The organism is uncultured Alteromonas sp. (genome assembly GCF_963976965.1).
Taxonomy (GTDB): Bacteria; Pseudomonadota; Gammaproteobacteria; order Enterobacterales; family Alteromonadaceae; genus Alteromonas; species Alteromonas naphthalenivorans.
On record NZ_CAXBMP010000028.1, the window covers coordinates 17,178 to 38,995 of the forward strand.

21 protein-coding genes are annotated in these 21,818 nt (G+C 45.1%); 11 read left to right on the forward strand and 10 right to left on the reverse strand.

Annotated features, from left to right (window positions below; genetic code table 11):
* The first annotated feature begins 280 nt into the window (after positions 1-280).
* Positions 281-610 carry a hypothetical protein gene (locus AAC006_RS17175; protein ID WP_339892008.1) on the forward strand — a complete coding sequence of 110 codons (330 nt, stop codon included), beginning with the start codon at positions 281-283 and terminating at the stop codon, positions 608-610.
* 20 nt (positions 611-630) lie between these two features.
* Here the strand turns inward: AAC006_RS17175 and AAC006_RS17180 are convergent, their stop codons facing one another.
* Positions 631-1,290 carry a hypothetical protein gene (locus AAC006_RS17180; RefSeq protein WP_013785268.1) on the reverse strand — a complete coding sequence of 220 codons (660 nt, stop codon included), beginning with the start codon at positions 1,288-1,290 and terminating at the stop codon, positions 631-633.
* Positions 1,291-1,529: 239 nt separating this feature from the next.
* Between AAC006_RS17180 and AAC006_RS17185 the strand changes: the two genes are divergently transcribed.
* From AAC006_RS17185 to AAC006_RS17220, 8 genes are all read left to right on the forward strand, one after another.
* Entirely contained in the window at positions 1,530-1,862 is a 333-nt protein-coding gene (locus AAC006_RS17185) for a DUF3718 domain-containing protein (RefSeq protein WP_013785267.1), read from the forward strand.
* A 369-nt stretch (positions 1,863-2,231) separates the two neighbouring features.
* Positions 2,232-2,690, forward strand: coding sequence for a CidA/LrgA family protein (locus AAC006_RS17190; protein WP_288388337.1), 459 nt, complete (start codon positions 2,232-2,234; stop codon positions 2,688-2,690).
* The gene (locus tag AAC006_RS17195) at positions 2,683-3,402 is read left to right on the forward strand and encodes an LrgB family protein (protein WP_013785264.1); all 720 of its coding nucleotides are present in this window, start codon (positions 2,683-2,685) and stop codon (positions 3,400-3,402) included. The genes AAC006_RS17190 and AAC006_RS17195 overlap by 8 nt, the downstream gene beginning before the upstream one ends.
* Before the next feature lie 185 nt (positions 3,403-3,587).
* Positions 3,588-4,583, forward strand: a complete 996-nt coding sequence (locus AAC006_RS17200) for a response regulator (RefSeq protein WP_013785263.1) — start codon at positions 3,588-3,590, stop codon at positions 4,581-4,583.
* Entirely contained in the window at positions 4,583-5,074 is a 492-nt protein-coding gene (locus AAC006_RS17205; protein WP_013785262.1) for a PAS domain-containing protein, read from the forward strand. The genes AAC006_RS17200 and AAC006_RS17205 overlap by 1 nt, the downstream gene beginning before the upstream one ends.
* 98 nt (positions 5,075-5,172) lie before the next feature.
* Positions 5,173-6,999 carry a DUF1566 domain-containing protein gene (locus AAC006_RS17210; RefSeq protein WP_339892010.1) on the forward strand — a complete coding sequence of 609 codons (1,827 nt, stop codon included), beginning with the start codon at positions 5,173-5,175 and terminating at the stop codon, positions 6,997-6,999.
* 2 nt (positions 7,000-7,001) lie between these two features.
* The gene (locus AAC006_RS17215) at positions 7,002-7,529 is read left to right on the forward strand and encodes a DUF1566 domain-containing protein (protein ID WP_013785260.1); all 528 of its coding nucleotides are present in this window, start codon (positions 7,002-7,004) and stop codon (positions 7,527-7,529) included.
* A gap of 201 nt (positions 7,530-7,730) precedes the next feature.
* Positions 7,731-8,540 carry a YggN family protein gene (locus tag AAC006_RS17220; protein ID WP_288388335.1) on the forward strand — a complete coding sequence of 270 codons (810 nt, stop codon included), beginning with the start codon at positions 7,731-7,733 and terminating at the stop codon, positions 8,538-8,540.
* 54 nt (positions 8,541-8,594) lie between these two features.
* Here the strand turns inward: AAC006_RS17220 and hemW are convergent, their stop codons facing one another.
* From hemW to AAC006_RS17240, 4 genes are all read right to left on the reverse strand, one after another.
* The gene (gene hemW / locus AAC006_RS17225) at positions 8,595-9,734 is read right to left on the reverse strand and encodes a radical SAM family heme chaperone HemW (protein WP_339892013.1); all 1,140 of its coding nucleotides are present in this window, start codon (positions 9,732-9,734) and stop codon (positions 8,595-8,597) included.
* On the reverse strand, positions 9,727-10,329 hold the full coding sequence (locus AAC006_RS17230) for an XTP/dITP diphosphatase (protein WP_339892014.1): 603 nt from the start codon (positions 10,327-10,329) through the stop codon (positions 9,727-9,729). Before AAC006_RS17230 ends, hemW begins: the two co-directional genes overlap by 8 nt.
* A gap of 457 nt (positions 10,330-10,786) precedes the next feature.
* Complete coding sequence (gene srmB, locus AAC006_RS17235) at positions 10,787-12,031, reverse strand: ATP-dependent RNA helicase SrmB (RefSeq protein WP_013785256.1); 1,245 nt, start codon at positions 12,029-12,031, stop codon at positions 10,787-10,789.
* A gap of 150 nt (positions 12,032-12,181) precedes the next feature.
* Complete coding sequence (locus AAC006_RS17240; RefSeq protein ID WP_339892015.1) at positions 12,182-13,360, reverse strand: multifunctional CCA addition/repair protein; 1,179 nt, start codon at positions 13,358-13,360, stop codon at positions 12,182-12,184.
* Positions 13,361-13,489: 129 nt separating this feature from the next.
* On the opposite strand from AAC006_RS17240, the gene AAC006_RS17245 reads away from it, so the two are divergent.
* Both AAC006_RS17245 and AAC006_RS17250 read left to right on the forward strand, forming a co-directional pair.
* Positions 13,490-14,401 (forward strand): AAA family ATPase, encoded by a 912-nt coding sequence (locus tag AAC006_RS17245; RefSeq protein ID WP_013785254.1) that lies wholly within the window; start codon positions 13,490-13,492, stop codon positions 14,399-14,401.
* Entirely contained in the window at positions 14,394-15,638 is a 1,245-nt protein-coding gene (locus AAC006_RS17250; RefSeq protein ID WP_126872054.1) for a general secretion pathway protein GspB, read from the forward strand. Before AAC006_RS17245 ends, AAC006_RS17250 begins: the two co-directional genes overlap by 8 nt.
* 66 nt (positions 15,639-15,704) lie before the next feature.
* On the opposite strand, the gene AAC006_RS17255 is transcribed toward AAC006_RS17250, so the two are convergent.
* The 5 genes from AAC006_RS17255 to leuA all read right to left on the reverse strand — a co-directional run bounded on the left by AAC006_RS17255 (position 15,705) and on the right by leuA (position 21,761).
* On the reverse strand, positions 15,705-16,928 hold the full coding sequence (locus AAC006_RS17255; RefSeq protein WP_126872053.1) for an HD-GYP domain-containing protein: 1,224 nt from the start codon (positions 16,926-16,928) through the stop codon (positions 15,705-15,707).
* Between the two features lie 151 nt (positions 16,929-17,079).
* Positions 17,080-17,691, reverse strand: coding sequence for a 3-isopropylmalate dehydratase small subunit (gene leuD / locus AAC006_RS17260; RefSeq protein ID WP_013785251.1), 612 nt, complete (start codon positions 17,689-17,691; stop codon positions 17,080-17,082).
* A 3-nt stretch (positions 17,692-17,694) separates the two neighbouring features.
* The gene (gene leuC / locus AAC006_RS17265; protein ID WP_013785250.1) at positions 17,695-19,095 is read right to left on the reverse strand and encodes a 3-isopropylmalate dehydratase large subunit; all 1,401 of its coding nucleotides are present in this window, start codon (positions 19,093-19,095) and stop codon (positions 17,695-17,697) included.
* 8 nt (positions 19,096-19,103) lie between these two features.
* A complete protein-coding gene (gene leuB, locus AAC006_RS17270; RefSeq protein ID WP_013785249.1) occupies positions 19,104-20,201 on the reverse strand; it encodes a 3-isopropylmalate dehydrogenase in 1,098 nt (365 codons plus the stop codon).
* Positions 20,202-21,761, reverse strand: coding sequence for a 2-isopropylmalate synthase (gene leuA, locus AAC006_RS17275; RefSeq protein ID WP_013785248.1), 1,560 nt, complete (start codon positions 21,759-21,761; stop codon positions 20,202-20,204).
* Positions 21,762-21,818: the final 57 nt, after the last annotated feature.

The window sequence follows — 21,818 nt, forward strand, 5'->3', positions numbered from 1 at the left end:
GCTAAGGGCGTATTATAGACTTTCGGATACTAGAGAGGCTGCGGCTCGCGGGTCATAATAATAGCGAGTGCATGGGTTTAAGTAGAAATTAACCATGCGAAATAGTTTTTTTAATCAATGATAGATGCTTTTATACGCGCGAACGTGAATTTAAGCTTATACTTTAAGCAGAGATAATAACCTATCGCCAATAGGTTATGCTGTGCACATAGTGTCAAAATTTGCTATCTTAATAAAAATAAATGATTCCTGAACAAGGCGAACTGGCGCGGAGAGAAGAATGACAGAGAAGGCCTTCCTGATAAGCGGTAGAAATACCATTATCCATAAAATTCGAAAGTTAGATTTGCTAGTAACAAACGGCGACGAAAATCCGCCCCTTATCGTTACTTATAAAGGCATCAAGCAGTACGAAGGGAAAATCCCTGAGAATAAGCGCGATGCTAAAATGATGGATATGGAACTTGTTGATATTACAACAAGCGATGTGTTTGGCGATGAAAAAACCTTAGTGTTTATTCAAACCCTAAATGGAAAAGAATATAAAATCGATTACACAAAAATCGGTACCAGTATGTTCATCAAAATCCATCAAGATAGCATTTTCTAGTTATTAGAAATTATGTGGGGTCAGCAAACCTGTCCCCAGTTATCTGCTAGCTGCGTATTAAACCCTGCTATTGGCCGTGCTTCTCCTTTAAGTTGCACATAGCGCTGTTCAAATATTGAGAATCGACAAATATCTACTGGCGTAACTTCTGATGCGTTAACACTATTTATGATACCTGCAGTTTCCAGCCCTTCGGCAATTAACTCGGAACAAAACCAACTACTGAAGTCTTCTTGGTTGTAGCTAATGCTTCCTAAAATAGGGTGGCTATCTAACGCGTCTACAGCGGAACCAAAAAGTTGTAGTACGTCATAGGCCTTGCCTTCCTGGTCAAACATGAAATTAAAAAATTCATGTTTGTTTTGCTCGAACATATCGCGAGCAGATTCACCTAATGGTAGCCACCACATGTCGCCGTCGTAGGTATGCACCCGTTCACTTAAGCGGTTAGTCATCACGCCTTTTTTACCGTCATAAACGGTGGCTTCCATAACTTGATTAAAGTACCGACCCGACGCTTCGTCACGCATTTTGGTTTGCATAACAATAGCAATGTGAGTTACGGCTGAGCGGGTGGTTAATTTTGTCCATCGAGAGAAAAGGCTGTTTCCGCCAAAAGCGATAATATCGCCTGGACGCATTTGTTCTCTAATATGATGGTATTTTTGCTGTTCTAACATGATTACCTCCTTGTCTAATGACTGAGTGATTTGTATCAAAGTGTGTGTAACCTGCGACCAGTAAGCGTTTTAGTATGGTTAATTATCGGCTTCTATCGGCCGTTTATCGCTTGGTCTCACGTAACAGAGTTTTAACCTTTTTATAGCGCGAATGTCATATTTTTTCACTAGTTTATGCACGCGAAGACAAAAGTAGTTGTCGACGCATCATTTAACTACTCTCATTTGAGGAACTTGATATGGATATGTCACGCCACGTTAGATTACCCGCTTTGTTTGGTTTTGGAATCACTCTTGCGTTGTCTGCAAGTCTAGCCAATGCAAATGGGTATCCTGAAAGCACTGAACAAGACCTTGTAGCAGTTTGCGAAGCGATAAAAGAAGATAATCGCTTAGCATTGCATAAAGCAGTAAAACGCAGTCGTATCAGTTATAAAAATTTGCACAGAGGATTAGTGTGTAACGGCGAAGATATGCTGTCTTTCGCTCAGTCACACAACGCGACGTCAACAGGCGACTATCTTGCTCGCAAAGTAAAAGCTGATAAATCAGTCTTAACGGCGAAACGTTAACGGCAACTAAATCAGACTTTATGATTGAATTTTAAATCCCTGGATTTGGAGCTACTGATTTTCAGTAGCTCTTTTTTATTTAAAAAAGAGAGCAAACTATCAAGTTCATGCGTAATTCCTTTACGCTCTAAACTTTTAAGTACCAGCCTTTTAAGTACCAGCCTTCTAAGCTTGAGCCCTTTGCACATAATCTGCCTATATTCTATTTCCTTCTCTCTATTTCCTTCTCCATAAGGCTTGGAAAGAAAAACGTCGAAAAAGACCAATGTCTTACTAGCGTCATATTCGTTCAGCTGATAGACTGTTTTCGCTAAGAAGTAAGTGCTTTGTCTACTCACTTACTGGGTTTTCAGGAGAACAAGAAGTGTAATGGTTGAACTACGACAATGGATAACCGGCGCGATATTAGTACTTGGATGTTATTACCTTGGTACGTGGCTGTCTTCTTCAACAGGTTTACCCCTGCCTGGTGCGCTTACTGGCTTGCTCATTCTTTTAGCGGTGCTTTTTATCGCTCCTAAGGCCGAACCTCTTGTGGCACGTGCCGCCTCTCCTTTACTCAGTCACATGTCGGTATTGTTTGTACCTGCTGTTCTTGGCGTTAGCGCATATTGGAAGGAAATAGCAGAAAATGGGTGGGCCATAGGTATCGCGATAATCATCACTACCTGCATAAGTTTAGGTATTAGCGCTAAAATAGCAGAAAAACTACTGTCCTCACGCCATACACACCTTTCGCAAGTACCCGCTAAAAGAGATACAGCCGAACAAGTCACTGAGCAAAAGGTAGTGAAAAAAATGGTGAGAAAGGGAAGTGACAATGATTGAAGCTATTAGACATGCCGCTACGCTTTCCGGTGTGGCGTGGCTTGCAATTACGCTACTATTTTATTGGATTGGGTTAACCATAAACCGAAAATATTACCGTTACCCGATTTCTCACCCACTTATTTTTACGGCGCTAAGTGTGGGAGTGCTCGTGTATTTGTCCAATACTGCTATGACCCATTATCAGCAATCTGCTGGTTTGTTGCATTGGTTGTTAGGCCCTGTCACCGTTGCGTTGGCACTGCCTATTTATCGACAATGGCAACGCTTGCGTCACTATGGTTTACCCTTGCTGTTAAGTATAGTGGCTGGCGGTATTGTAGCGCCTATTTTAGCTTGGGCTGCACTGTGGGCGTTTAACTCGCCAGTTAGTCTTCAACTCACTATGTTAGCCAAATCTATTACCACGCCCCTCGCCATGGAAGCATCGGCTCAAATAGGTGGAATTCCTGCTCTTGCCGCTGTGTTTGTCATTACAACCGGTGTAGTAGGCGCCATTGCCGCTACGAGTGTTTTTCGTATTTTTAAGGTAACCGATACGCAATCTCAAGGCGTTGCGCTAGGCACGGTTGCCCATGCAGTAGGAACCGCAAAATCGCTCCACATGGGCGATGAAGTGGCAGCCATGGCAACACTAGGTTTGTGCGTAAATGGCATATTTACCGCTATTATTTTGCCATTAATATTTAGTTTTCTCTCACCATCTCTTTAATTTTGACTACAATGGATAAAAAGCATTTCATTCGAAAGTGCTATTGTTAGTTTCGACGTGTCACGTCAATATATGAACCGTCAAAATTTATCGCTTCAGTTCGAAGTATTAACGCCGATACAGTGTTGATTACAACGCATTGTAATTTTCACTATTATCAAAAAGCTAGGTGGTAAGATTATTCAATGTTTTCTGTACTCGTCTGTGACGACTCGTTAGTCGCTCGAAAACAAGTTGCCAAATGTTTGCCTCAGGACTGGGAAATTGCCGTGCATTTTGCAAAGAATGGGCAGGAAGCACTCGTTGCACTCAAAGAAGGGAAAGGCGACTTACTGCTACTTGATTTGAACATGCCCATACTCGATGGTTATGGCACGTTAGAGGCAATTAAAGCGGAAGGCTTGTCGACTAAGGTCATTGTCATTTCAGGTGATATTCAACCTGAAGCTTACGATAGAGTAACGGCCTTGGGGGCATTGGATTTTATTCGTAAGCCGGTCTCACCTCAAACCCTTGCTGAAGTGCTCGATAAATTTGACATATTGCACAGCGAGCCAGAGCCCGTTGTTGAGGCTGCGCCGTTAGATCCTGATATTCGTGACTGTTACCAAGAAATAACGAATATCGCCATGGGGCAAGCCGGTGATCACTTAGCCCGTATTATGAACGTCTTCGTTCGACTTCCTATTCCTAATGTAAACCTTATTGAAGTCTCTGAATTACATATGATGCTTTCAGATATTGAAAGTCATGAGCAAGTTACTGCTGTGTGTCAGGGCTTTCTAGGGCCGGGCATCAGTGGTGAGGCCATTTGTATTTTAAGTGACTCGAGCTTTGAAGATGTGGCAAAAATTCTCAACGTTGAGGGCGAAGTGGATGATCAGCTACAGCTAGAACTATTAATGGATGCGGCCAGTATTCTTATCGGTACTTGCCTTACTGGCCTAGCAGTGCAAATGGATGTTAACTTCAGCCAAGGTCATCCCATTGTTTTAGGGCAGCACCGAGCTATTACTGAAATTATCAGTATGAATCAGATTAGATGGAAACGAACCCTCGCCATCGAGCTAAGCTATGGCTTAGAAGGTTACAATGTTCAATGTGATTTGATTTTGTTGTTTACCGAAGAGTCGATGAAAATGATGAATTCGAAACTTGCCCACCTGTTGGAGGACTTCTAATGAGCCAACAATTGGATGATATACTCGAATTCCATTGGATGATGGACATGCTTCAAACGGTTGATGTAGGCATTGTTGTGCTAAATCGACAGTTTAAAATTCAAGTCTGGAACGGCTTCATGGAAAGTCATAGTGGCATGCTGCCTAGTGACGTTCGTGATAAATCGCTTTTTGACTTATTCCCTACCATTAAAGAAGACTGGTTTACGCAAAAGTCTAAACCGGTATTTGATCTAAAAACCAGAGCCTTTATGACTTGGGAACAGCGCCCTTATTTATTTAAGTTTCCTAACTACCGGCCGATTACAGGTAGTGAGTCATTTATGTATCAAAACATCACACTGTCGCCATTAATATCGGCTACAGGAAACGTTGAATACATCAGTATGATGATTTACGACATGACAGATGTTGCGGTGGGTAAAAAGCAACTTGAAGCCATACAAGTGCATATGACGGAAGCACAAGAGCGCAACCAGCTCGCCCGCTAATATCCACTTTTATCGCCACAAGTACTTGCGAACCACCCCCATTTTTTATTCGAGCTAATCAACACGTGGCCACAGTTGCACGTGTTGCCGGAGTCACTATGCGAACGTTTTTCCAGTTTCTATTCTCACCCCAACTATTGCCATTAGAGGCGAAAGCAAACGCTGTCTCAGCGACAAAGCATTTCATTTTAATCGCTACGGTGTTCGCGTTAGCTGCGTGTGGCGGCGGAGGCGGTGATTCAGATGGCGGTAGTGGCTCTAGTAACAGTGACTTAGTGATTAACGCCGGTGACGATGCAACGGTTACCGAGGGCGCAAGTTATTCCTTGAGTGCGGTAGTGAGTGGTGGGAATGAAGAATATACTTATCGCTGGTCGGCATCGCCTTCACTGACTATCACCCACGAAGACACTAGCGATTCTGCTGCTAGCTTTGAAGCACCAAGCGTATCAAGTGCCACTGAATATACTATTACCGTAACGGTTAACGACACGGGGGGCAACGAAGCCAGTGACTTGACCATTATAACCGTGGTGCCGATTAATATTGCACCAGAAGCAATTATTGATGTGCCCGAGTGGGATGGTTTAGACGCAAATAATTTCCCTGGCGGCGTAGAAGTTATTTTTGATGGCAGTAGCAGTACCGATGACGACGTTACAGACGAGAGCGCGTCCATCTCTGATTACAGCTGGACGCAAACCGATGGTACTAACGTTATTACGGGGGAAGAAACCAATTTATCTACTCTTACCATAGTGACGCCTATTGCAAATGATGCGCAGACCTTGAGTTTCGAACTAACAGTAACCGACAGTGAAGGCACCACCGACACGGAATCTGTGACTATTTTTGTTCAGTCGGAGTCAGATACACTTCCCGTCGTTGACGCAGGTTCCTCACAAGGCGTATTCAGCGGTGAAACTATCGTACTAGATGGCGATGCCAGCACCAGTATTCCAAGCTCATTACCCCTGACCTACGATTGGGAGCGCAGCAATAACGTCTCTTCAATAACCTTACCTGCTAATGCGGCAGATGCAGCTACCTTAAGCCAAAACGTAGACATACAAGCAATTGACGATGAAGATGACTTATCGACGTTTGCTATCGCACCTGCGGTAACGGAATATACTGTAGTGGCTTACACATTAACCGTGACCGATGCCAACGGTAATCAAGTAGAAGATACAATTAATGTGGGTGTACGCCCCATGCCGACTCCTTTAATGAATGATACTGGCGTGTTGCAGCAAGCAACTGATAATGCGCTTACTGAAGCGCAACAAAACGAGTGGCCAGGTCAAGATGGTCAACGAGGCGCTGATATTGTTGAACAAAATGGATTAATTGAGAAAGCCGGACGAGGTAAAGCGGGCTTCGATTATACCCGCTTAAATGCCAATGGTGATGAACAGGATGCCAGTGCAGATACGTGGTCATGCGTACGCGACAACGTAACGGGCTTAGTGTGGGAAGTTAAAACCGACGACGGTACACTGCAAGATAAAGACTACACTTATTCATGGTATAGCGACGATGTTAATGGCGGCTATGAAGGTGATTTAAGCGGCAGCGATACGGTTTGTTCACTGACCAACTGCAACACACAAGCTTATGTGACAGCGCTAAACGCTCAAGGATTATGCGGTTTTTACGATTGGCGTATGCCCACCCATCAAGAGCTTTTCTCGCTCATGCATTTAGGTATCTCTGATAGTATGACCATTGATGAAGACTACTTTCCGTATACTGGCGTACTTTCGGCAAACCCAGTGTGGTACTGGACTTCTGTACCAAGCGCCGACGGTGTAAACAGCGACGATGCGCAAAATGCATGGGCGCTGGATTTCGATTCTGGGGTAGATAACTTTTTAAATAAATCCTCGGCGGCAAAAGTACGCTTAGTAAGAGCGGGGAGATAATCATGAAAACATTTGCACCTTTATTAGCACCGATAGCAGCATCGTTGATGTTAATTTCTACGACACTTTCGGCACAAACCTGTTTGTCCGATGGGCTTGAAACCACACCTGATGAAGACTTTACCACTATCACCAGTAGTACGGTATTGCATGAGCCTACCGACTTGGTGTGGGAGCGGTGTGCAGAAGGGCAAACATGGGATGGAAGTACGTGTGACGGCGAAGCCGTGAAGTACACATGGCAGCAAGCATTGAAGTTAGCGCAAGCGGCCAGTGATGAAGACTTATTAGGTTGGCGACTTCCTAATGTTAAGGAACTTGCCACCATTGTTGAGCGTGACTGTGTACGCCCCGCTGTAAATAGCACCATGTTCCCAGAAACGCCGCCAGATGACTTTTGGACATCTACCCCTTCGGTTGATGACCCCGATAGGGCGTGGGTAGTGGCTTTCTTCAATGCGAGCCATTCAATTAAAGAGAAAGATCGCTTTATTTACGTAAGATTGGTGCGAACGTACACAAACGATTAGCGAATATGCACCAATCTTCAATTTATACTTTAGGCTAATGCTAAGGTTGTATGGTAGGAAATATGAAAGCGCGCACTTATAATGCGCGCTTTTCTTATTGCTAGCAGGCATCCATGTTGACCTTGATACTTCACCCTGATTTTTCGCAGTTTAGACTCATGTCGCCTTCCTATTTGCGTGTAAGCTAGCCACAATACTCCCATGAAATATTTTGAACGCCTTTTACTAGGTATTGTAAGCACAGTGCTATTTGCTGGATGGATTAAACCAGCCTCGGCAGAAATCTCGTGCAACATTGATTTTGCGTATGGCTTAGCGGTTAACGACACTCAACTTCGCGTTATGGAAAAGTCTCGCACGCGGGTGCAAATTAACGATCAAACTCAACTTTTTATCGATGGTCGTTGGCAAACCCTTACCGCTGAGCAAAGCGAGTGGTTAGGAGAGTATGCGCATGGCCTCCATTATGTGGTGCCTAAAATGATAGTTTTGGCTACCGAGGGTGTCGACCTGGCAGTAGATACTATTGAAAGTGTTTACTTAGGTTTAGTAGGAAGCGACCACGATAGCTACGAGCGCTTAAATAGCGCCATGAAGCGAGTGAAGGTAAGAGTTAAAGATAAGTTTAGGCACGCCAGTAATCACTACTTCATTGGCCCAGGATCGTTAGAAAGTGTGGATGATTTTGTTGATAGTGAAATTGAAGCCCAATTGGAAGAGGCTATTTCCACCTCTGTAGGTGGCATCTTGTCGGCGATTAGCGGGATCAATACCAATAGTGATGAAGTGAACAGCGAGAAAGTGGCTGAAATTACCCGTCAGTTAGGCACGGTAGGCGAACAGCTTGAGAGAGATATGAACAGTAAAGCGACCAGCCTGCGGAATAAAGCAGAGTGGATTTGTAACAAGCTAAAACGCTTAGATGTTGCAGAAGAAAAGCTTCGCGCTTCAATACCCGCACTGCAACCGTATAATCTCATTATTTCCCACTCCCCAGAGGAAACGGAATAGCGGATAGCCTCGCACTAATCTCTGATAATTCAAGCCAACCAATCTCAATACCACCTATACAAAACAAGACAGTAAAGTGTTCAGGTAACGTCTGCCTTTGGCGGTGACCTGCCAATGGGTATCGGTGATATCCAGCAGCCCTTGTGCCTGTGCATCATCCAATGCATCTTGATATTCTTTCGTTAATTCAACACCGGTTAATGCAGGGTAATCCTCAATAGGGCAGGGCTCTACCAATCTAAAGCGGTTCATGAAGAATTCAAAAGGTAAGTCTTCAGCAGGTACTTGAGTTTCAGTATCTAAATAAGGACGGCTTATTTCCATATAGCCACGAGGGTGCTTAATTTTAACCGTGCGCGTAATCGTGCCCGTGGCGATATCTGTAATTTTTCCGTGTGCACCGCAGCCTATTCCTAAGTAATCCCCAAAGCGCCAGTAGTTAAGGTTATGCTGGCACTGATGCCCCGCTTTTGCGTAAGCAGAAATCTCATATTGCTCGTACCCAGCAGCTTTTAAACGGGCATGCCCCTGTTCTTGAATGTCCCATAAAATATCATCATCGGGTAACTCAGGGGGACGTGAATAAAAAGGTGTATTGGGTTCAATCGTTAGCTGATACCACGACAAATGATAGGGTGACAACGCCAGTGCTTTGTCTACATCAGACATGGCATTTTCAACACTTTGCTCAGGCAAGCCGTGCATTAAATCAAGGTTAAATGTAGGTAGCCCAGCGCTGTGTGCCTGATTAATCGCTTCTATGGCTTGGGTATCGTCATGAATGCGGCCAAGTACCTTTAAGTGGGCTGGCTGAAAGCTTTGTATACCTACTGAAATGCGGTTGATACCCGCTTGATAGAAGCCAGCGAAACGGCCACTTTCCACCGTGCCAGGGTTGGCTTCCATAGTGATTTCGGCATTATCTGCCAAGTTCACGCGCTCGCGAATGCCTTTAACTAGGTCGCTAATCGCCTCGGCTGAAAATAAGCTAGGTGTGCCACCGCCTATGAAAATAGTTTCAACGGTCCTATCGCCTATGCGCTTAGCATCTATGGCTAAGTCATCAAGCAGATGAGCGACATACTCTTTTTCGGGCAATGCCGACTTTAAGCCGTGTGAATTAAAATCGCAATATGGGCATTTTTGTACGCACCAAGGAATATGCACATACAAACTTAGTGGAGGATTACGCAAAGGTGTTTCTCATTGATGCTAATAATATAGCCAGTGCGTTTCCGCGGTGACTAATACGGTTCTTTTCAGCTTTATCTAACTGTGCGGCTGTGCAGTTGTGAGATGGCACATTGAAAACAGGATCGTAACCAAAGCCGCCATCGCCTTCACGAGATTTAAGAATTTCACCTTCCCACTTACCTTGGCTAACGAGTGGGACAGGGTCACCTGCGTGACGCATGAATACCAGTGTGCAAAAGAAGTGGGCTTTGCGGTTATCAGAACCTGCTAACTCACTTAAAAGCTTGTCGATATTGTCGCTGTCGGTAGCATTAACTCCAGCAAAACGGGCTGAATAAATACCTGGCGCGCCACCCAGGGCGTCGACCACTAAGCCCGAATCGTCAGCAATAGCGGGTAAACCTGTAACCTTGGCAGCATGTCGCGCTTTAATAATGGCGTTCTCAACAAAGGTAGTGCCCGTTTCAGGCACGTCTTCCACGCCCAATTCTTTTTGCGCAATAACATCTACACCGTACTCAGCAAACAAGCTGGTGAATTCACGCACCTTGCCCTGATTACCAGACGCGAGCACTATCTTTTGAGGAAAAGTCATAAAAATACCTTAACAAATTTAATTCAGTTTTAGCTGGCGCTGGCTAAGCTAAGCAGGAGACCTAACTACCCCGTAACCACGCGGTGAATACATCCCTGTACGCCCTTCTTTTGCATGTAGGCCGCATCCATGCGGCAGAGGGGTTACTGTGCAGTTAGTTCTCCTACTTGCTAGCCTGTGTCGCTAATATTGCAGTTTTAATCGCGATTTATTTAATAGCTTGTGTAGCAGATTAAGAGCAACTTAATAAGACACCGTTTTTAAAAAACTTTGAATGGCTAAAGGTGGTTTATACCTGCCGGTTTCGCAGATTGCCCTGAATTGGGAGAAAGCTTGCGCAGCCAATACACCTGATTGGCCGCGCTAACCGTGCCATCGCTAACCGTGCCATCACCAACCTCGTCATCAACTAGCAGGCAAATGGCCGCATCACTTATCCCCGTGTCAGGTTATCGCGTTAGCGCTTCTTCGTGCGATTCTTAATTTTTGGCTTCGCTTTAGACTTGGCTTTTGCTTTGTCTTTCGCCGTTAGCTTTTTCTTTCTTGGGCCAATTTTGGGGGCTTTATTTTGCGGACGAAGTTCTGAAATAACCCGGGCTTTGATTGGTTCTTCGGTGTAGCGCGCTGCTTTGGTGATAAATTCAAAGTCGTGGGCTTCTATCAAAGATATCGCAGTGCCTTTGGCGCCAGCACGGCCGGTACGTCCAATTCGGTGAACATAAACGTCGGCTTTACGTGGCATATCGAAGTTAATAACATGGCTAACTTCAGGTACATCAATGCCTCGCGCGGCTACGTCGGTAGCTAAGAGCACCGGCACTTCGCCACTTTTAAAGCGCGTTAAGGCAGCCATACGTTTATCTTGTGGCATTTCGCCTTGTAACCAGCACACCATAATATCTTGCGATGCTAAATAGTCTTTAAGCATTTGCAGGCGTTCGCGGGTTTTAACGAATACAACCGTGGTAGTCGCTTGTTCTTTTAATATATGAACGAGCAATGCCTTTTTATGGTTTAAGTCATCAGCTAAGTGATACCACTGGTGAATTTTGTTCTTTTCTTTGCGTGATGGAAAGGCTTCAATCACTTCAGGATTTTGTAGAATGTCTTTGGCAAACTGACTTACACCGCCGCCTTCCAATGTGGCAGAAAATAGCATGTTCTGTTTGCGCCAGCGTGCTTCACTCGCAATCTGGTTCACAATAGTGCGGAAACCCATGTCTAGCATGCGATCGGCTTCATCAAGAATAAGGCACTCGATGTCTCGACAATCGGCCATTTCATTTTGAATATGCTCGAATAGACGCCCTGGAGTCGCCACCAAAATATCGATGCTTTGGCTAAGGGTTTCTCTGTCGGTACCGTAGTTAATGCCACCGGTGATCACACCGCTAACAATGTCAGTGTGCTTGGTTAACTCTACGGCTTGTTCATACACCTGCAGCGCGAGTTCGCGGGTAGGGGTAAGAATAAGAATACGGGTTGAACCGGGTTGTTTACGCGGGTAGTCGAGTAAAAACTGACAAACCGGTAACAAGAACGCAGCGGTTTTACCCGTGCCAGTAGGCGCAGACGCTAAAATGTCGCGCCCGTCCATTGCATGAGGGATAACCAAAGATTGTACGCTGGTGGGGCTCTCGTAGCCCATATCCGCCACCGCGTGGCAGAGTTCTTCGTCTAATTCGAGATCTTCGAAAGTCATAGTATAAAACGCTCATATTGAATGGGGCGTATTGTAGCATTTATGGTACAAAACGTAGAAAAAAAACACGTAATAGGTAATTTACCGACGTGTTTTGTGTGAGCTCTTTATAAAAGCTCATTTTTAAAACGCACTTGCCAGTGCGCCTTATCAAAGTAGTGCGCTTATTTTTTCCAATTTAGCGTTGTTCAGGGCTTCACGAATTTCTGGGCCTTTAAATCCTTGAGCAATAATGTGCTGAACATCCACGGCATTGGCTGCCACTAAGGCTTGAGTTATCAACGCTTCGCGCTCTGGCCAATGTAATGAACTCATAGCGCCGGCCTGCGCTAAATCAGAGGGTTGCATTGCAATTGGTTGCAGGGCATTAAGGAAAAGCCTAAAGCGCTCAGGTCGTCGCCATGCATCGGTTTTATTAAACACTGTTAACAGCGTGTCGGCGTCTAGTTTGTCGCAATTAAGAAGTGATGTTTTATGCGCGCTTACCATTTCAGCAATGTCGCTTACCGTATTTTGCACTTTTAATCGTTTACACATCTGCTGAACGTCATTGAGTGATAAGCCTGAACAAAGCGCTGCAAAACGAACTTCTATTGGCGCAGACGGACTGGCGTCTTGTTCTTGTGGTTGAGAGTGCGTTTGCCTTTGAATTTGTTTGAGCGTTTGAATGGCAGTGTTAAAAGCGCTTTCAGACTGACTAAGTTCTGCAAACCAGTCGTCTAAGCCGTTGCACGCTTTTAAAGTTTTGAAAAATACCTCGGGCGTGGCTTCAAGTAAACTTCGCTTGGTTTCTTGCCATACTCTTTCTGCACTTAGGCTAGTTAATTCACCAGACTTGGCCATGTCGGTCATCAGGCTTAGGGTTTCTTCAGCAATGGTGAATCCTAAGTAGGCATAGCGGGTGGCGAAACGGGCAACGCGAAATACCCGCAGAGGGTCTTCACTGAACGCTTCAGAAACATGACGAAGTACTTTATTTTGTAAATCTTGTTGGCCATGATAAGGATCGATAAGTTCGCCGTCTTGATCTCGGGCAATGGCATTTACCGTTAAGTCCCGGCGTTTTAAATCCTCTTCCAACGTAACCGAGGTAGAAGCGTCGCACTCAAAGCCTGTATAACCGCTTCCCATTTTACGTTCGGTACGGGCAAGTGCGTATTCTTCTGAGGTTTTGGGGTGTAAAAATACAGGAAAGTCTTTACCGACTTGAGTGAAGCCTTTAGCTAGCATTTGCGCTGGTGTTGCTCCTACCACAACATAATCTCGTTCGGTAACGGTTCTTCCCAAAAGGGTGTCGCGTACCGCGCCGCCAACTAAATAAACCTGCATGTAACCTCTATTTTAAAATTTAACTCAGCCAATAGTTATTATTACAGAAGCAGATTGTATAAGCACACTTTGACTTCTGTTCACGCTCTGGTAGTTTAAATCGCGTTTTCAACTTCAACAGCGAATACCATGTATTTGAATTACTTTGGGTTAAGCGATAATCCGTTTTCAATCGCACCAAACCCCGATTACCTCTATATGAGCCCGCGGCACAAAGAGGCGTTAGCTCACCTTACTTTTGGGCTAAGTGAAAGTGGCGGTTTTGTTATGCTTACCGGCGAGGTAGGTACAGGGAAAACCACGGTTTCTCGTAAGTTATTGCAACAATTGCCGGATAACACCCAAGTAGCAATGATACTAAACCCAACGCTTTCTGCGCTGGAGTTGCTCGCCACGGTATGCGATGAACTTGGTTTACCGTACCAAGAAGAGAAAGCCAGCTTAAAATACTTCACCGATTTGATTTTATCTAAATTGGCAGAAAATCACCAACAGGGCATGAATACGGTGTTGATGGTTGATGAAGCGCAACATTTATTGCCTGAAGTGTTGGAGCAGTTGCGGTTACTCACGAATCTAGAAACCAACCGCGAAAAATTACTAAAAGTGGTATTAATTGGTCAGCCTGAATTACAGCAACTATTGAAGCGTAACGAGCTAAGACAGCTCGCTCAGCGTATTACTGCGCGCTATCATTTACTGCCCCTTACCGCCCCAGAAGTTAGTGCTTACATAGCGCATAGGCTTAGTGTGGCACACGGTGATGTGAGTATTTTTAGCAAATCTACTTTGCGGGCAGTGCATCAAATAACCGGTGGTATTCCAAGAGTTATAAACTTGCTTTGCGATAGGGCATTAACGCTTTCTTTCACCAAACAACATGCCGTAGTGCAAAAGCCTATTTTCCTTGCTGCGGCACAGCAAATTCTTGGTGAAGATGTGGTCAGCCAGCGTATACAGGGTAACCGTAAATGGTGGCTTGCTAGCGCATTTGTAGTGGCTGTGTTTTGTGGCTATGGCCTAGGGAGTTTATATGTCTAACATTCTTAGTATTAGTGACCTAAAGCCCGGCATGGTGATTGTTAGAATTACGCAACAGAATGGCCCGGTTAAAATTCGAAAATCCGGCCTGGTCTCCAGTGATGCTATGGTGGAAGGCTTAGCAGAAATGGGGGTTCAGGAAATAGAAATAGATCCCGATCAAACCGTAGAGATTGCGCCTGCAGCGACAGCTGGCGTCGGACATCGAACGCAAACCCAAGCGCTATTACGTGGCCAGCACGATACCAGCGCAAAGTTCGACAAAACGCTATCTGACCAATTTAATCGCAGTTTGTTTTTGCCTACCGTGCAAGGGCTGCCTTCCATGTGGAAGGTATATGGTAAAGAGCTGGCGACTTACTCAGCGATTGTTGCAGGTGGTTTATGCTTAGGGTTTCTGATTGCCACGCGAGGGGAGTGGTGGCCTACCGTTACTGCGTCGGTTGTGGAATCTATTCGACCTGAAGCTCCAAACACCATTGGCATCTCGGAGCAAGGCTCCCAAGCGCTTGCACAAGCCCCTTCACAGTTACCTGCGCAAGTGAACTCTCAAGGCAGCGAACAAGGGGCTGAACAAACTACAGCGCCTGAAACTACGCCACTAATGGTGCCCAATGCATCTGAACAAGTATCAACGACTAGCGATAATTCACCTTCTGAAAATATCGCTTCGCAAGAAGATGGTTCAGATCGCATAGCGCAAGCCGCTAATACCAACCCAAATTCGCAGTCAGTGCCAAGCCAAGCACGGACGGAAAACCCATCACGGACGGAAAATCAGACGCGGTCGGGAAATCAAAATGACGCTGATGATACCCTCGACTTAGCCGCGGCTGAGGAAGAAGGGCGGGTGCTTAATTCTCAAGGTAACCAAGATGACAACAAGATTGAAGTATCGCCAGAACTGTTAGCGCGTTTTAATCAAGCGGTGGCAGCGCTTGATACTCAAGCTGAGAACAATGATTTTGAGCCGGAAACGAAAGTGACGGTACGAGATAATATTCAGCGTGTTGATCAGTTGCCTGTACGGCTATTAACGCGGTTGCCCTCTATGAATTTCAGTGCGCATATGTACGCTTCACGACCAGACGATCGTTGGGTGCGAGTGAATGGCATACAAATGAGTGAGGGTGATTGGATTGACGATAAAGTGCAAATTGTCAATATTGAAGCGCAGCAAGTGGTGCTAGGTTTTGAAGAAGAACTCTTCACCATGGCGGCGCTTACTGACTGGTAGTAAAGGCGCTAGGTAATGGGTATTGAAGTGAATGTTAATACCCTTGGCTTATAGTCAGGGTGCTCATTAGTCTGGCGCTTGATTTACCAATACGTCTTGAAAGAAATTCGACAAGTTCACGTTGAAATCATCGGGCCGCACGCCCGAAACAATTTCATCGTCATTATCACTTAAATCTAACCGAGTAATATCATCATATTGCTGGGATGGAACGCTATAAAATGTCATTACAATGGGACTCATTGTACTAAGTGGGTTTTGTTGGCTGACAATGGCAAGTTTCCCACTTTTTAGCCTAACAATTGAGCCTACAGGGTGCACTCCCATGCATGTGACAAATTGGCTAACCAAGGCTTGATCGAGGCTCTTATCTTCCGTTAATCGTTTGAGGGCCTGGGTGGGGCTAATACTTTCTTTGTGGGGACGATTGGACACCATAGCATCGTAGGTATCAATAATACCTGCAATGCGCGCAAATTCTGAAATTTCCATGTCTTTGAGTGCTTTAGGGTAGCCACTGCCGTCTATGCGTTCGTGATGTTGCGCAATAATCGATAACACTAAATCCGAAATATCACCGCACTGCTCCACAAGCTCAACACCAATATCAACATGGGTTTTCATCACTTCCCAATCTGCCGCTGACAAGTCTTGAACACTGTTGTGAACATCCATAGGTAACGACGACATGCCAACGTCCATTAACAATGCCCCTAGACTCGCTTGGTCTATGGTTCCTCTGTCATAGCCAAGAAACTGGGTAAACATGCCCATTAAAATACTACAGTTGATAGAGTGTTCTAGCAGGTAAGCGTTATTGTTTTTTATCAGGGTTAAGCAGGACAGGGCGTCCTTGTTATCAAATATACTATCGATAAGGCTCTGAGCTAGTTCTTTCACTAATTTTAAGTCGTTTACCGCACCACGATTAAGTGCAGATAAAAAACCGTTTTGTATATTTATCGCATCAAAGTAAAGCCCATTAGCTTCTTTCATTGCGTTTCTTGTAAGGCTATTTGGGGCTGGCGACTGCTCTTCTTTTACGTTAGTAGACGCTTGAACGATTGTTTCTGAAGTGGGAAGGGGAGCTGAGTCGGTTGCTGGTTCGTGAATAACAGACTTCTCGAAGTCTACTTGAACAATCTGTATCCCGCGAGATTTTAAGGTGTTGATGACCGTTTGATGTTTTATAAGGCCCTTTGAACGCATCCGTAAGCTGCCAGTTTGTTTAAGTACTTGGTTGATGTACATCCCTGGTTTGAGATCATCAATAGGTACTGCTTTCAGCATAAAGACTCCATTCAATTTTTTGAGCGATGTTAATTACTTACTAAAGTTAGGCGAAGTACGAGTACTTCGCCATCACTACGGCGCAAAATTCCACTGAACGATACTAAAGTTTAAACTTTACGTTTAAGAGTGAGTATTTTACAGCCAGTATTTAAATCCAAGCAGGTTGCTTAGCTTCGTAAGCCGAGATTTTGTCGGTAAGCTCAAGCGTTTGGCCAATTGCATCTAACCCTTTTAGCAAGTTAGTTTTATGGTGATCCGCAATGTCGAAGCTAAAGCTATTCTCACCAAAAGTTACAGTTTGCTCTGGTAAGTTAACCGTAATTTCTAGCGCTGGATTGGCTTCTACTGCTGCAAATAGCGCGTCCATTTCACTGCTGGCAAGCGCAACTGGCAACAATTGGTTGTTAATGCAGTTGCCGTAAAATATATCAGCATAGCTGGTGGCAATAATGGTTTTAAAACCAAAATCGTTCAGCGACCATGGCGCATGTTCACGGCTAGAACCACAACCGAAGTTTTCTCTGGTAAGTAGAATACTTGCACCGGCAAACTCAGGTTTGTTCAATGAGAACTCAGGGTTAGGTACTTTTTCTTCTAAATCCAAATAACGCCAATCGTGGAACAAGTGCTTTCCATAGCCCGCACGGGTTACACCAGTTAGAAACTGCTTAGGAATAATTTGGTCGGTATCTACGTTAGCTTGGTCTAGCGGTACCGCTGTACCTGTATGCGCGGTAAAACCTTGTGTTGTATCAGACATTATTTACTCCTGAAAATCTCTAACGTCGGCGAAACGGCCCGTAATAGCGGCGGCAGCTGCCATCGCTGGGCTAACCAAGTGGGTGCGTGCACCACGGCCTTGGCGGCCTTCAAAGTTTCGATTACTGGTTGATGCGCAGCGATCGCCAGCCACCAGTTTATCGTCGTTCATACCCAAGCACATAGAGCAGCCCGGCAAGCGCCACTCAAAGCCAGCATCGGTAAAAATTTTATCTAACCCTTCAGCTTCCGCTTGTTTTTTCACATGACCTGAACCCGGAACCACAATGGCGGTAACCGAATCGACCACTTTGCCGTTTTTAGCAATATGGGCAGCTGCACGTAAATCTTCAATCCGACCATTAGTACAAGAACCGATAAACACATGGTTTACGGCAACATCGGCAAGTTTATCGCCTGCTGATAATCCCATATAGCCCAAGGCTTTTTTGGCACTTTCTTTTTCGATAGGATCAGAGAAATCATCTGGGCCCGGCACGGGTGCATCAACACCAATAACTTGGCCTGGGTTTGTGCCCCAAGTAACCTGAGGTGCAATGTCAGCCGCTTCAAGTTCTACTACTGTGTCAAAGCTTGCGCCTTCTTCAGTGTAAAGGGTTTTCCAATAGGCTACTGCGTCTTCCCAGTCTTGGCCCTTCGGCGCATATTCACGGCCTTTAAGGTATTCAAAAGTAGTGTCATCTGGTGCAATTAAGCCTGCTTTAGCACCGGCTTCGATACTCATGTTACACACGGTCATGCGCTCTTCCATGGTTAAACCGGAAATAGCTTCACCCGCGTATTCAATAACGTGCCCCGTTGCGCCTGCGTGACCAATTCTACCAATGATGGCAAGAATAATGTCTTTCGCAGTAATACCAACAGGAAGCGTACCATTTACCTTAATAAGCATGCTTTTCGCACGGCTTTGCTTAAGGGTTTGAGTTGCTAATACGTGCTCAACTTGAGACGTACCAATACCAAATGCTAGGGCACCGAATGCGCCATGGGTGGCAGTGTGTGAATCGCCACATACTACTGTCATGCCCGGTTGAATCAGGCCTAGTTCAGGGCCCATAACATGCACAATACCCTGCTTTTGATGGCCAACAGGGTACAGCTGAATACCGTGTTGTTCACAGTTATTCGCAAGGGTGTGAAGTTGAAGCGCATTTTGCGGGCCGCATGCATCTATCGCCAACGAGCGAGTAGAAATACTGTGATCCATGGTACCAACAGTGCGCTCAGGGCAACGTACTTTACGGCCTTTTTCATTTAAGCCAGCAAAAGCCTGAGGCGAAGTTACTTCGTGTATAAGGTGGCGATCGATATAAATTAAGCTGTCTTCGCCCAATTGATCGATAATATGTGCTTGCCACACTTTGTCGTATAAGGTCTTGGCCATGGTGTTAATTACTCCTGCGCCATTAATTGTTTTACTATTTCATCACCTACTTGTGAGGTGGTAGATGCGTTCTCTCGCTTATCATCAGGAAGGAGTTCGCCTGTAAGAACCCCCGCTTCTAATGTGGCAATAACCGCTTTTTCGATAGCGTCGGCAGCATCAGTTAGGTTCATACTGAAACGCAACATCATGGCGGCAGAAAGCACCTGTGCAATTGGGTTGGCAATACCTAAACCTGCTATGTCAGGTGCAGAACCACCCGCTGGCTCGTATAAACCAAAGCCATCTTCATTCATACTAGCAGAAGCCAATAAGCCCATAGAGCCTGTCATCATGGCACATTCGTCAGAAACGATGTCGCCGAATAAGTTTGAACACAGCATTACATCAAACTGCGCTGGGTTCTTCATGATTTGCATTGTCGCGTTATCAATGTAGATGTGGTCAAGCTCTACATCAGGGTAGTCTTTTGCCACTTCTTCAGTCACTTCGCGCCATAAGCGGCTGGTCAGTAATACATTGGCTTTATCGACTGAAGTTACTTTACCACGACGTTTCTGTGCAGCTTCAAAAGCGGCAACTGCAATACGGCGAATTTCGCGTTTGCTGTAACGCATAGTGTCATAAGCAAACTCTTCTTCGCCTTCACCTTCGCGACCCTTGGGCTGGCCAAAGTAAATGCCGCTGGTAAGTTCACGAACCACCAACACATCTACACCCGATTTAGCAATGTCTTCACGCAGTGGAGACAAGGCTTCTAACCCAGGATAAATGCGGGCAGGGCGTAAGTTACTGAATAAATCAAAATGACTACGCAGTGTTAGTAACGCAGCGCGCTCTGGGCGCTGTTCTAACGGTAAGGTGTCCCACTTAGGGCCGCCAATACTACCAAATAAAATGGCATCGGCTTGCTCACAACCTAACAAGGTTTTTGAGGGCAGGGCTTCACCTTCAGTATCGATAGCATAACCACCTACAGGGTAGGCTGTGCGGTTAAATGCTACGTTGAATTTCTTTTCTACCGCATCTAAGACCTTGTTAGCCTCTTGCATTACTTCTGGGCCTATACCGTCTCCGGCTAATACGGCAATTGAGAACTGGCTCATTTAAACTCCTGCAACGCGTTCTTGTTGATTTTTCTGCTGGTCAATTTGATCAGCTAAATAAGTGTTGTTTAGTACGAAAATAAGGGCTTTAACACCAGCTTCAACAATATCGGTGGCAAGACCAATGCCGTGGAAACGACGCCCTTTATAAGTGGCGATTACACTTACTTGTGCTAGGGCATCGGCCCCTTCGCCTTTTGAATCTAATTTGAAGTCTACAACTTCAACATCTTCATGGCCCAAGATGGCTCTAATCGCATTGTATGCTGCATCAACAGGGCCGTTACCAATACTAGATTGGATAATCTCTTCTTCACCTACCTTCAGTTTAACCGTCGCGCTTGGAATGATTTCTCTTCCTGACGTTGCTTGAAGGTTCATCAATTGATAGTGAGCGTGGTCGTGCTTTTGCTTATCGAAGAATAATAAAGCTTCTAAGTCGTAGTCATAAACTTGACCTTTCTTATCAGCCAACTTCAAGAAGGCGTCGTAAACCGCTTCTAAGTCGTAATCTTCTACCTTGTAACCCAATTCAGTTAAGCGATGCTTAATCACATGGCGTCCTGAACGAGAGGTTAAGTTTAGGTTGTTTTTATTAATACCTACACTTTCCGGTGTCATGATCTCATAGGTATTTTGCGCTTTTAATACACCGTCTTGGTGAATGCCCGATGAGTGACTAAATGCGTTCGCACCTACAATGGCCTTATTCGCTTGAACGGGCATGTTACACAATTGGCTAACCAACTTAGAAGTACGCGAAATTTCTTGCGAATTGATGTTGGTGTTAATACCCAACATGGCTTGACGGGTTTGCAAAATCATTGCAATTTCTTCAAGGGACGCATTACCCGCACGTTCACCAATACCGTTAATAGTACATTCAACTTGGCGTGCACCTTGTTCTACAGCGGCTAACGAGTTAGCTACTGCTAAGCCCAAATCGTTGTGGCAATGCACAGAGATAATGGCTTTATCGATATTTGGAACGCGGTTAAACAACTGCTGAATAATGCCGCCGAATTCTGTTGGCGTTGTGTAACCTACCGTATCGGGAATATTCACCGTGGTAGCGCCGGCATTGATGGCGGCTTCTACCATACGGCATAAATAGTCTATGTGAGTACGGCCAGCATCTTCACATGAAAATTCAACGTCATCAGTGTATTTGCGAGCATGTTTAACTGCTGCAACTGCCATATCTACTACTTCATCGTGAGATTTACGTAATTTCGCGCCTACGTGAATTTCTGATGTAGCAATGAAAGTGTGAATTCTAAATTGCTCAGCCACACTAAGTGCCTGTCCGCAGGCATCAATATCGCCTGCCAATGCACGAGATAAACCACAAACTACAGAGTTCTTAACTTCTTTTGCGATCATTTGAACCGAGCGGAAATCACCAGGCGATGAAACAGGAAAACCTGCTTCAATGATATCAACACCTAAACGTTCGAGTGCTAGAGCGATCTGCAGCTTTTCTTTGGCACTTAAGCTTGCAGGTAAGGCCTGCTCACCGTCTCGCAATGTGGTATCAAAGATTTTCACTTGATTTGTCATAACGCTCTCTCGTTTATAAAAGTTAAAAAAAAACCCGTGCTAAGCACGGGTTTCTGT

Bases quoted from the DNA above. Each gene is read 5' to 3' on its own strand.
- AAC006_RS17175 (WP_339892008.1), top strand. From the start codon at position 281: ATGACAGAGAAGGCCTTCCTGATAAGCGGTAGAAATACCATTATCCAT.
- AAC006_RS17180 (WP_013785268.1), bottom strand. From the start codon at position 1,290: ATGTTAGAACAGCAAAAATACCATCATATTAGAGAACAAATGCGTCCA.
- AAC006_RS17185 (WP_013785267.1), top strand. From the start codon at position 1,530: ATGGATATGTCACGCCACGTTAGATTACCCGCTTTGTTTGGTTTTGGA.
- AAC006_RS17190 (WP_288388337.1), top strand. From the start codon at position 2,232: ATGGTTGAACTACGACAATGGATAACCGGCGCGATATTAGTACTTGGA.
- AAC006_RS17195 (WP_013785264.1), top strand. From the start codon at position 2,683: ATGATTGAAGCTATTAGACATGCCGCTACGCTTTCCGGTGTGGCGTGG.
- AAC006_RS17200 (WP_013785263.1), top strand. From the start codon at position 3,588: ATGTTTTCTGTACTCGTCTGTGACGACTCGTTAGTCGCTCGAAAACAA.
- AAC006_RS17205 (WP_013785262.1), top strand. From the start codon at position 4,583: ATGAGCCAACAATTGGATGATATACTCGAATTCCATTGGATGATGGAC.
- AAC006_RS17210 (WP_339892010.1), top strand. From the start codon at position 5,173: ATGCGAACGTTTTTCCAGTTTCTATTCTCACCCCAACTATTGCCATTA.
- AAC006_RS17215 (WP_013785260.1), top strand. From the start codon at position 7,002: ATGAAAACATTTGCACCTTTATTAGCACCGATAGCAGCATCGTTGATG.
- AAC006_RS17220 (WP_288388335.1), top strand. From the start codon at position 7,731: ATGAAATATTTTGAACGCCTTTTACTAGGTATTGTAAGCACAGTGCTA.
- AAC006_RS17230 (WP_339892014.1), bottom strand. From the start codon at position 10,329: ATGACTTTTCCTCAAAAGATAGTGCTCGCGTCTGGTAATCAGGGCAAG.
- srmB (WP_013785256.1), bottom strand. From the start codon at position 12,031: ATGACTTTCGAAGATCTCGAATTAGACGAAGAACTCTGCCACGCGGTG.
- AAC006_RS17240 (WP_339892015.1), bottom strand. From the start codon at position 13,360: ATGCAGGTTTATTTAGTTGGCGGCGCGGTACGCGACACCCTTTTGGGA.
- AAC006_RS17245 (WP_013785254.1), top strand. From the start codon at position 13,490: ATGTATTTGAATTACTTTGGGTTAAGCGATAATCCGTTTTCAATCGCA.
- AAC006_RS17250 (WP_126872054.1), top strand. From the start codon at position 14,394: ATGTCTAACATTCTTAGTATTAGTGACCTAAAGCCCGGCATGGTGATT.
- AAC006_RS17255 (WP_126872053.1), bottom strand. From the start codon at position 16,928: ATGCTGAAAGCAGTACCTATTGATGATCTCAAACCAGGGATGTACATC.
- leuD (WP_013785251.1), bottom strand. From the start codon at position 17,691: ATGTCTGATACAACACAAGGTTTTACCGCGCATACAGGTACAGCGGTA.
- leuC (WP_013785250.1), bottom strand. From the start codon at position 19,095: ATGGCCAAGACCTTATACGACAAAGTGTGGCAAGCACATATTATCGAT.
- leuB (WP_013785249.1), bottom strand. From the start codon at position 20,201: ATGAGCCAGTTCTCAATTGCCGTATTAGCCGGAGACGGTATAGGCCCA.
- leuA (WP_013785248.1), bottom strand. From the start codon at position 21,761: ATGACAAATCAAGTGAAAATCTTTGATACCACATTGCGAGACGGTGAG.